Genomic DNA, 6,360 nt, shown 5'->3' with positions numbered 1-6,360 from the left:
TTTTAATAGATTCTCTTTCGCCCTTAGTAAATTCATCTCTTCTAATATTTCCATTAATATCAATATTTCCAAGTGAACCTAAAGAAAGATTATTTTTTCCAAGTCCGATTCCATAGAAATCAGATTCGTTTATATATGTTTGAGAAGTACCATTATAAGATCCCTCTCTAGTTTCAATATTTTCTTTATAAGTACCACCAAAGAAAGTTGTATCAAAGTAATCAGAATAGATAGTTGATGAAATTCTATTTTCTTCAATCTCTTCATAGATAGTATTTTCAAATCTATTGTATTGGCTTATTCTGTTATTTCCAAAAACTTCTTTTCTAAATGGATCGTTATTAAGGTTTAATTTCTTTTCAGAATACTTGTGATCAAAAGTTAATTTAACCTCAGTATCTCCAATGAAGTCATAATTTCCAAAACTAGCTCCATAATTTTGAGAGTTATATTCATCATACTCAGCAACTGTCCAAGGAGTGTAATAGATATTAAGTCCTGGGATAATCTCATCACTTAGTTTACCAAGATCAGGGTTTCTTTCCCAAGAATTAAGTTTTTTAAATTTATCTCCATTTACTTTATCAAAGTATAAAGATATTTTTCTCTCTTTATCATCAAAAGCAAAACCAAAATCTTCTCCTCTACTTCTATCATCACTTAAGCTAGAACCTTTATCAAGGTCATATAAATAATTATAGTAACCAGAGATAGAATATTTTTCATTTTCTTTAGCTAACTTAACATTTGAGAATAAATCATTATCTATTTGAGAAGTGAATCCCATACCGTCAACTTCATCAGAAACAATATATTTATATCCCTCTTTATCATCAGTTAATTTAACTTTTGCATCAAGGGTAATATCTTTATTTGTTCCTAGATTTTTTAAAGAAGTGTCTAGAGTATAGAAATTAGAATGTTTTCCCATATCAGGAATATCTCTTTTAAGAGTTCCTTCATGGAATTTCCCATCTTTATCAATATAATTAAATTTACCTTCAGCGTCATAGTCTTCTATAACATCTTTTAAGGCATCATTCATATTATAAGTTAAACTTTGGAATCCAAAATTAAAATGTCCATTTTCTCCATCATATTTATGAGAATATTCAACATCCCATCTGTCGTCAAAACTTTCATCTTCTCTTCCAACAGAATTTTTCTGATTGTCATCCTCTTTTTTCCATACAAGGGCGTCAGTAATATTTAATCTAGATTCACCAATGTTATCAAATTGATACCAGTTTTCCCATCTACCAATAAGTATTCCCATTGTATCAGCAAACTTAGGTGCAAATCCACCTCTGTATTTATTATTTTCAGATTCATAGATAGTTCCCCAAGAAATGTGCCAACCGTAGTCTTCACTGCTACCCCATTCAGGGAACAAAGGAACTTTAGAACCTTGTCTTATATTAAAACGATACCAAGGAAATTTAAATGGAAAAACATCAAAATCATGGATATATAAATCTGCACCTTTTAAGGTAATTTGCTTATCAGGTTCTATACAGATACTATCCAGAGTAAGATAATATCCAAGATCTTTTCTATCTCTATTGGTATTTACTTTTGGATCAGTAGTAAGCCAAGCATTTTGAACATTGATAGTATCATTTTCATAAACTGTTTTTTCTCCACCAAAATAAATTTTATCATTTGGTTTTTCTGCTCCGGTTATATCTCCAACTTCAAACCAGCTAAAACTTTCTCCAAAAACACCATCTTTTGAATTTGTAGATAGCTCAGCATTTTTAGCCTCTATTCTAAAGTTTCCAGTTGGACGATCCGTTTCAAGAATAAAGTCTTTATTAATATAAAATTTTTCATTTTTCTCATCACGGGTTGCATCAAAAACTTTAAGGGACGCATCTCCATAGTTGATATCTAATCCTTGCGTTGATTGTATCCTTCCTGTATTTAAATCAATTTCAACTTCATTTTCAGGAACCGTCGGATTACTATTACCTAGAGATTTCATACCTATTAAAGCAAGAGCCAATATTAAGTAATATCTCTTTTTCATAAAAATCCCCTTTGAATTAATTTTTTATGTCTTATAGAATTATATCATAATTAATTTTTTTTTAATAGAATTTTACTTAAAAAACTTCTATATTTTTTCTTTTTCTCTCTCAGCTTGAGACTTGCTTAGATAAATAGGTTCCATTGTATAAAGGTTGTCCTCTCTATCAACAGAAAGTTCACACAGAACACTAGCTCTTGGAAGACAAAGAGATTTTTCAGCAAAAAGTCCATTATCTTTAGTTATTTCAGAGATAAGAGATCTATATTTTAAAGCTCCATCTCCTAAATAAAGAGTTTTTGTATCTTTCATTTTTTCTAAAAATTCTTTTAATTCTCCAACTTCATAATCTCCAACTTGTTTAAGATTACTATCTTCATATTTAAATGTAGAGAAATATCCTCTTTCTTTTCTAGCATCAATTATTGGACAGATAAAACAATCATTATTACTAGAATTTCCAGCAATAATATCAAGTTCATTGATTCCAACAATTTTACAATTAGTTGCAGATGCAAGTCCTTTAGCAACAGCAACTCCTATTCTTATTCCTGTAAAAGAACCGGGACCAATACTAACTGCTATTTTATCAATATCATTTATAGTAGTTCCAGTCAATTGAAATAAATAATCAATCATAACCATGATATTTTCAGAATGAGTTTTATTGATATTTATTGAAATTTCTCCAAGAGTTCCTTTGACATCAGAATAAATTGCCACACTTCCAACATTTGTAGAAGTGTCAATTCCTAAAATTAACATAGGTTTAACAACTCCTTTTCTCTTTCTTCATTTCCAACAAAAGAAATAAATAATTTTCTTTTATCTTCATCAAAATATTCAAAATTTATTTTTATATATTCTTTTGGTAGTTCACTTTCTATGATGTTTGCCCATTCGATAAGTAAAACTCCATCACTATTTAAGTAATCCTCATAACCAATTTCATAAATCTCTTCAGGATCACTAAGTCTATAAACATCAAAATGATAAAGAGGAAATTTTCCTGAAAAATATTCAAGAACATAGTTGAAAGTAGGACTTTTTAAAGTGTCAGTAACACCAAATTCTTTAGCAAAATTTTGGCTAAAAGTAGTTTTTCCTGTACCTAAATCTCCAATAAGAGCAACCAGATCACCAGATTGTACATAGTTAGCTAATTTTTTTGCAAACTCATTGATCTCTTCAAAAGTCATTATTTTTTCCATCACATCACTATCCTTTTATTTTATTTACTATGTTTGTAGTAGATTTTCCTTCTACAAAAGATAAGATTCTAACCTCTCCACCATAACTTTCTACAATTTTGGTTTCAGGAAGATCCTCTTTTTTATAATCTCCACCTTTAACATGGATAGAAGGTTTAAGGGTAGCTATTAATTCTTCTGGTGTATCCTCTTCAAAGATAACAGCATAGTCAACAGCTTTAAGTCCACAAAGAAGTTCAGCTCTATCAAATTGATTGTTAATAGGACGAGTTTCTCCTTTTAATCTTTTAACAGAAGAATCAGAATTAACACCAATAATAAGAATATCTCCTTGCTTTTTAGCTTCGTTTAAATATCTTAAATGTCCAACGTGCAAAATATCAAAGCAACCATTGGTAAAAACAACTTTTTTATTTTGAGCTTTTAGATTTTCAACTAATTGTTTTCCAAATTCTCTATCTATTAACATTATTCCTCCTCAAATTTAGTAGTATTTTACCTTATATTGTATCACAATAAAATGAAATATAAAACAAAATTATTAAAGAAATTTTTTAAAATATATTTCAAAAAAATTATTTCAAAATTTTTTTATTATTTTTGAAATTTTTCCTTTAAAAATTTTGAAATTTAAGTTACAATATTATTGCAAATAAAAATAAATAAGATTAGAGGGGGAGTTCATGCAAATTTTATCTAAATTAGGATTTAAAAAGGTTGGAGAGTGGAAAAAGCAAGAAAATAATTTATATTTTGAAATTGGAGATTTTAAAAAAGAAAATAAAGTTGTTTTTGCTTTTGTTGTAAATTCTTTTGTAAAATTTATTGCATCAACTGATGATGTTTTAGAATTTGCATTAAATTGTTTTGTTTCACCAAAAGAATTTGAAGCTGAAGAGAGTCAAGTAAGAGAATTAATACTGAAGTCACTAGATAATACTTCTGTTGAAATATTTGCACTAAAAAATACTAAATTTTTAGGGTTTAGAACTAGATATAAACAACAGGATATAGTTAAATTAATAAAAGAATTTAATGCAGAGTGGAATGAAGAAAATGTTGTTGATCGTATGAAAAAAATAGTTCAAAAAGATAGGATAGCAGTTAAGAAAGATCTCGAAGAAAAAGAAAAGATTGAAGAGGCTATTGAAAAAAATCCAGAATTAAAAGAGGTGTTAAAACCTGAGAAACCAAAAAGAGAATATCAATCATATATATTTATTCTTGGAAAAAGTTATTTTGATAGAGGATTCTTTAACTTAAAAACAGCGTACTCATCTTTAGTTGGAGAGGATAAAGAGGAGATACAAATAGTTGTTGGAGATAAAGAAAATATCCAGGGAAGAGTAAGTAGAACTGCAAATTCTTCAGGAACTCCTAGAATTATTGGAAATAAGCCATTAAAATTATGGTTTGAAAGAAATTCTGAGGTAAATGGAGAAATAAAAATAACTTTCATAAATAAGAAAAGAATAAGATTAGAAGCGATACCTAAAAAATAAAAATAAAGAGTTAACTCAAAAATTAGTGAGTTAACTCTTTTCTTTTAATTAAAATGAGAAATTTTATGAGAAATACCAATACCTATGGCAGAGGTATTTATATTATCAGTTGAAACTGAATATTTTGCATTTATTTTTGTATTATCAGTAGGGGAATACATAACTCCAATGGCTACACTTTGAGAATTTACATAATGCCCAACCCCAGCTCCAATTACCAAATCTCCTTCACTTGTTTCTCCAAAATCAATGGCATTCATAGCTGCCATAAGTGACATTCCTTTATTAACTTTTGAATCTAGATTATCCAATTTATTTTCTAAATTACTTGTTCTACTTGTTAAATTATTTATCTCTTCCTGTTGATTATCAATAAGCTCAGCATTTCTAGAAGAAAAATTTCTATTATTAATAATCTGTTTTTGATTATCTGAAATATTTTTAGAGTTATTATTGATTTTATTAGAATTAGTATTTATATCTTTTTGATTGTTTGAAATATTTTTAGAATTATCTGAAATCTGTTTTTGGTTTGAAACTATATTGGAAGAATTATTTTTAATATTATTAGCATTTTTGGCAATATTGTTATTAGCTAAGGTAATATTAGAAGAGTTGTTATTAATTAATTTAGAATTGTTAATAATATTATTGGTATTTTTAGCGATATTATTTTTATTGGAATTAATATTGGAAGAGTTGCTTTTAATATCATTGATATTATTTTTAATAAGTTCAGAGTTACTACTAACTAAATTATTAATGGTTTTAATAGAGTTAGTGTTTTTAGCAATGTTGTTATTTGCTAAAGTAATATTAGAAGAATTGTTATTAATTAATTTAGAATTATTTAAAATGTTGTTAGCATTTTTAACGATATTATTTTTATTGGAATTAATATCAGAAGAGTTACTTTTAATATAATTGGAATTATTTTTAATAAGCTCGGAGTTACTATTAACCAAATTATTAACAGTTTTAATAGAATCAGTGTTTTTAGCAATGTTGTTATTTACTAAAGTAATATTAGAAGAATTGTTATTAATTAATTTAGAGTTATTTAAAATATCATTAGTATTTTTAGTAATATTATTTTTATTGGAATTAATATTGGAAGAGTTACTTTTAATATAATTGGAATTATTTTTAATAAGTTCAGAATTACTATTAACTAAATTATTAACAGAACTGATAGAATCGGTATTATTTTTAATAGAGTTGTCATGAGATTTGATAAATTTAGAATGTCTATCAATTAAAGAGTTATGTTTATCAATAGAGCTAGAAATATTATCAATTTGTTTTTTATTATCCTCAATTAATTTTTGATGAGAAGAAATAGAATTAGAATTATTATAAGCTAGATTATTAACAGCTTTGATAGAATCAGTATTATTTTTAATGGAATTGTCATGAGCTTCAATAGATTTAGAATGGCTATTAATTAGAGAGTTATGTTTATTAATGGAGCTAGAAATGTTATTGATTTGTTTTTTATTACTATCAATTAATTTTTTATGGTCTTTAATATAATTGGAATTTCTTCGAATTAAGGTATCTGGGTCAGTAATTCCCATAAAATTTTTAAATTTTCCTATAAACGAATCAATTCGAGAAT

General features: G+C 26.6%; 5 protein-coding genes and 1 pseudogene. 1 reads left to right on the top strand and 5 read right to left on the bottom strand.

Going from position 1 to position 6,360, the window contains the following annotated elements:
- The 4 genes and pseudogenes from Q1J48_RS05900 to rfaE2 form a co-directional block, all read right to left on the bottom strand.
- A pseudogene (locus Q1J48_RS05900) lies at positions 1 to 2,029 on the bottom strand (hypothetical protein); the annotation flags it as partial.
- An 87-nt stretch (positions 2,030 to 2,116) separates the two neighbouring features.
- Entirely contained in the window at positions 2,117 to 2,794 is a 678-nt protein-coding gene (gene tsaB, locus Q1J48_RS05895; protein WP_300329030.1) for a tRNA (adenosine(37)-N6)-threonylcarbamoyltransferase complex dimerization subunit type 1 TsaB, read from the bottom strand.
- The gene (gene tsaE, locus Q1J48_RS05890) at positions 2,788 to 3,240 is read right to left on the bottom strand and encodes a tRNA (adenosine(37)-N6)-threonylcarbamoyltransferase complex ATPase subunit type 1 TsaE (RefSeq protein ID WP_300361946.1); all 453 of its coding nucleotides are present in this window, start codon (positions 3,238 to 3,240) and stop codon (positions 2,788 to 2,790) included. Before tsaE ends, tsaB begins: the two co-directional genes overlap by 7 nt.
- A gap of 7 nt (positions 3,241 to 3,247) precedes the next feature.
- Complete coding sequence (gene rfaE2 / locus Q1J48_RS05885; RefSeq protein WP_300329024.1) at positions 3,248 to 3,709, bottom strand: D-glycero-beta-D-manno-heptose 1-phosphate adenylyltransferase; 462 nt, start codon at positions 3,707 to 3,709, stop codon at positions 3,248 to 3,250.
- A 214-nt stretch (positions 3,710 to 3,923) separates the two neighbouring features.
- Here rfaE2 and Q1J48_RS05880 point away from each other — a divergent pair, with 214 nt between their 5' ends.
- On the top strand, positions 3,924 to 4,742 hold the full coding sequence (locus tag Q1J48_RS05880) for a hypothetical protein (RefSeq protein WP_300329021.1): 819 nt from the start codon (positions 3,924 to 3,926) through the stop codon (positions 4,740 to 4,742).
- A 44-nt stretch (positions 4,743 to 4,786) separates the two neighbouring features.
- Here the strand turns inward: Q1J48_RS05880 and Q1J48_RS05875 are convergent.
- The coding region (locus Q1J48_RS05875; protein WP_300361944.1) for a YadA C-terminal domain-containing protein at positions 4,787 to 6,360 on the bottom strand (1,574 nt) is incomplete at its 5' end.

This window comes from Fusobacterium sp., assembly GCF_029258315.1.
In the GTDB taxonomy this organism is placed as follows: Bacteria; Fusobacteriota; Fusobacteriia; order Fusobacteriales; family Fusobacteriaceae; genus Fusobacterium_B.
This window is presented reverse-complemented; position numbering and strand designations above follow the sequence as displayed.

What these genes read in the sequence shown, in the direction of transcription:
- tsaB (WP_300329030.1), bottom strand. Translation starts at nt 2,794, where the DNA reads ATGTTAATTTTAGGAATTGACACTTCTACAAATGTTGGAAGTGTGGCA.
- tsaE (WP_300361946.1), bottom strand. Translation starts at nt 3,240, where the DNA reads ATGGAAAAAATAATGACTTTTGAAGAGATCAATGAGTTTGCAAAAAAA.
- rfaE2 (WP_300329024.1), bottom strand. Translation starts at nt 3,709, where the DNA reads ATGTTAATAGATAGAGAATTTGGAAAACAATTAGTTGAAAATCTAAAA.
- Q1J48_RS05880 (WP_300329021.1), top strand. Translation starts at nt 3,924, where the DNA reads ATGCAAATTTTATCTAAATTAGGATTTAAAAAGGTTGGAGAGTGGAAA.